Below are 2,559 nucleotides of genomic sequence, written 5' to 3' on the forward strand. Positions count from 1 at the left end.
GCAGCACCTGCTGGCGCGCTGAGGATCTACATCACGGACCTACATCACCGCGCCGAACTGCCACGGCACGAATTCGTTCTGGCCGTAGCCGTGGCGTTCGCTCTTGGTCAGCTCGCCCGATGCGGTGGCCAGCATCTGCGCAAAGATCGCTTCGCCGAGCTCGCCGATGGTGGCCGTGCCGTCGACGATGCTGCCGCAGTTGATGTCGATGTCGTCCTGCTGGCGCAGCCACAGCGCGGTGTTGGTCGACAGCTTCAGCGACGGTGACGGTGCGCAGCCGTAGGCCGAGCCGCGGCCGGTCGTGAAGCAGATCAGGTTGGCGCCGCCGGCGACCTGGCCGGTCGCGCTGACCGGGTCGTAGCCCGGCGTGTCCATGAACACCAGGCCGTGCGCCGTCACCGGCTCGGCGTATTCGCAGACCTCGACCAGGTTGGTGGTGCCGCTCTTCGCGATCGCGCCCAGCGATTTCTCGAGGATGGTGGTCAGCCCGCCGGCCTTGTTGCCGGCCGACGGGTTGTTGTCCATCTCGGCATGGTTGCGCTCGCAGTGGTCTTCCCACCAGCGCAGCCGCGCGAGCAGCTTGCCGGCGACCGCGGGCGACACCGCGCGCCGCGTCAGCAGGTGTTCGCCGCCGTAGATCTCGGGCGTCTCCGACAGGATCGCGGTGCCGCCGTGGCGCACCAGCAGGTCGACCGCGGCGCCGAGCGCCGGGTTCGCGCTGATGCCGGAGTAGCCGTCGGAGCCGCCGCATTGCAGCCCGACGCACAGGTGGCTCGCGCTGACCGGCTGGCGCCGGGTGCGGTTCGCTTCCGGCAGCATCTCGTTGACGAGCGCGATGCCGCGCGCGACCGCCTTCGCGGTGCCGCCGGCGTCCTGGATGTTGTAGCTGTGCAGGCGTGGGCCGTCGGCCAGGCCGATGCCGGCGATCTGGTTGGTCTCGCATCCGAGGCCCACCATCAGCAGCGCGGCGAAGTTCGGGTGCCGCGCATAGCCGGCCAGCGTGCGGCGGAGCACCTGCAGCGGCTCGCCTTCGCTGTCGGTCGCGCAGCCGGCGCCGTGCGTCAGCGCGACGACGCCGTCGACGTTCGGGAACGCGGCCAGCGCCTCGGGGTGGATGTCGCGCCGGAAGTGGTCGGCGATCGCGCGGGCGACGGTCGCCGAGCAGTTCACCGAGGTCAGGATGCCGATGTAGTTGCGCGTCGCGATGCGGCCGTCGGCGCGCACGATGCCCTGGAAGGTGGCCGGGGTCTCGACGAAGGCCGTCGGGTGCGCGTCGGCGCCGACGGCGGGGTCGCGCTCGAAGCTCGAGAACTCGAGGTTGTGCGTGTGCACGTGCTGGCCGGCAGTGATCGGCTGGCGCGCGATGCCGATCACCTGGTTGTAGCGCCGCACCGGGGCGCCGGCCGGCAGGTCGCGCACCGCGAGCTTGTGGCCGGGCGGGATCAGGCCGCTGACGGTCACGCCCTCGGAGTCGATGCGCGTGCCCGACACCAGCTGGCGCCGCGCGATGACGACGTCGTCGGCTGGGTGGATGCGAATCGTCGGCGCGCTGGTTTCCATCAGGGCCTCGTCAGCCGTCGATCAACTCCGGATTCCATGCATGCACCTTCTGCTGCTGCTCACCCAGGCCCTGGATGCCCAGCTTGATCGAATCGCCCGGCTTCAGGTACAGCTGCGGCTTCTGCCCCATGCCGACACCCGGCGGCGTGCCGGTGCTGATCAGGTCGCCCGGGTTCAGCGTCATGAAGCGGCTCACGTAGCTCACCAGGTGCGCCACGTTGAACACCATCGTCTTCGTGTTGCCGTTCTGGAACCGCTTGCCGTTCACCTCGAGCCACATCGGCAGATTCTGCGGATCGGGCACCTCGTCCTTCGTGACCAGCCACGGGCCGACCGGGCCGAAGGTGTCGCAGCCCTTGCCCTTGTCCCAGGTGCCGCCGCGCTCCAGCTGGTACTCGCGTTCCGACAGGTCGTTGACGATGCAGTAGCCGGCCACGTGGTTCAGTGCGTCGGCCTCGGACACGTAGCGTGCCGTGCTGCCGATCACGACGCCGAGCTCGACCTCCCAGTCGCTCTTCACCGAGTTCTTCGGCAGCACGACCGGGTCGTTGCAGCCGATCAGCGCGCTGCTCGCCTTCATGAAGATCACCGGCTCGGCCGGCACCGGCTGGCCCGATTCGGCGGCGTGGTCCGCATAGTTCAGGCCGATGCAGATGAACTTGCCGAGGCCCGCCCAGGGCGGCGCGAGGCGGCCCGGTGTCTCGATGAGCGGCAGCGTCGACGGATCCAGCTCGTGCAGCCGCTTCAGGCCGTGCGGCGACAGCGTCGCGGCAGTGATGTCGGCGAGCACGCCCGACAGGTCGCGMAGCTGGCCGTCGGCATCGACCAGCGCGGGTTGCTCGGAGCCCTTCGGGCCGTGGCGCATCAATTTCATGGACTTCTCTTTCCGTGCTTCAGTTGGACCAACCACCGTCGATGATCTGCGAGGTGCCGGTGGTGAACCCGGACTCGTCGGACGCAAGATACACCGCCAGCGCCGCGATCTCGGCGGTGCTGCCG

General features: G+C 69.5%; 3 protein-coding genes. All 3 read right to left on the reverse strand.

What is annotated here, in order from left to right:
- Positions 1–39 precede the first annotated feature (39 nt).
- Entirely contained in the window at positions 40–1,560 is a 1,521-nt protein-coding gene (locus AC1D15_RS26460) for a UxaA family hydrolase (protein WP_477828336.1), read from the reverse strand.
- A 10-nt stretch (positions 1,561–1,570) separates the two neighbouring features.
- Positions 1,571–2,434, reverse strand: a complete 864-nt coding sequence (locus AC1D15_RS26465) for a fumarylacetoacetate hydrolase family protein (RefSeq protein WP_477828337.1) — start codon at positions 2,432–2,434, stop codon at positions 1,571–1,573.
- A 19-nt stretch (positions 2,435–2,453) separates the two neighbouring features.
- A partial coding sequence (locus tag AC1D15_RS26470; RefSeq protein WP_477828338.1) for an SDR family oxidoreductase occupies positions 2,454–2,559 on the reverse strand: 106 nt, incomplete at its 5' end.

The organism is Rhizobacter sp. P2_H2 (genome assembly GCF_056403375.1).

Coding starts and splice junctions, on each gene's coding strand:
- AC1D15_RS26460 (WP_477828336.1), bottom strand. CDS start 1,560: ATGGAAACCAGCGCGCCGACGATTCGCATCCACCCAGCCGACGACGTC.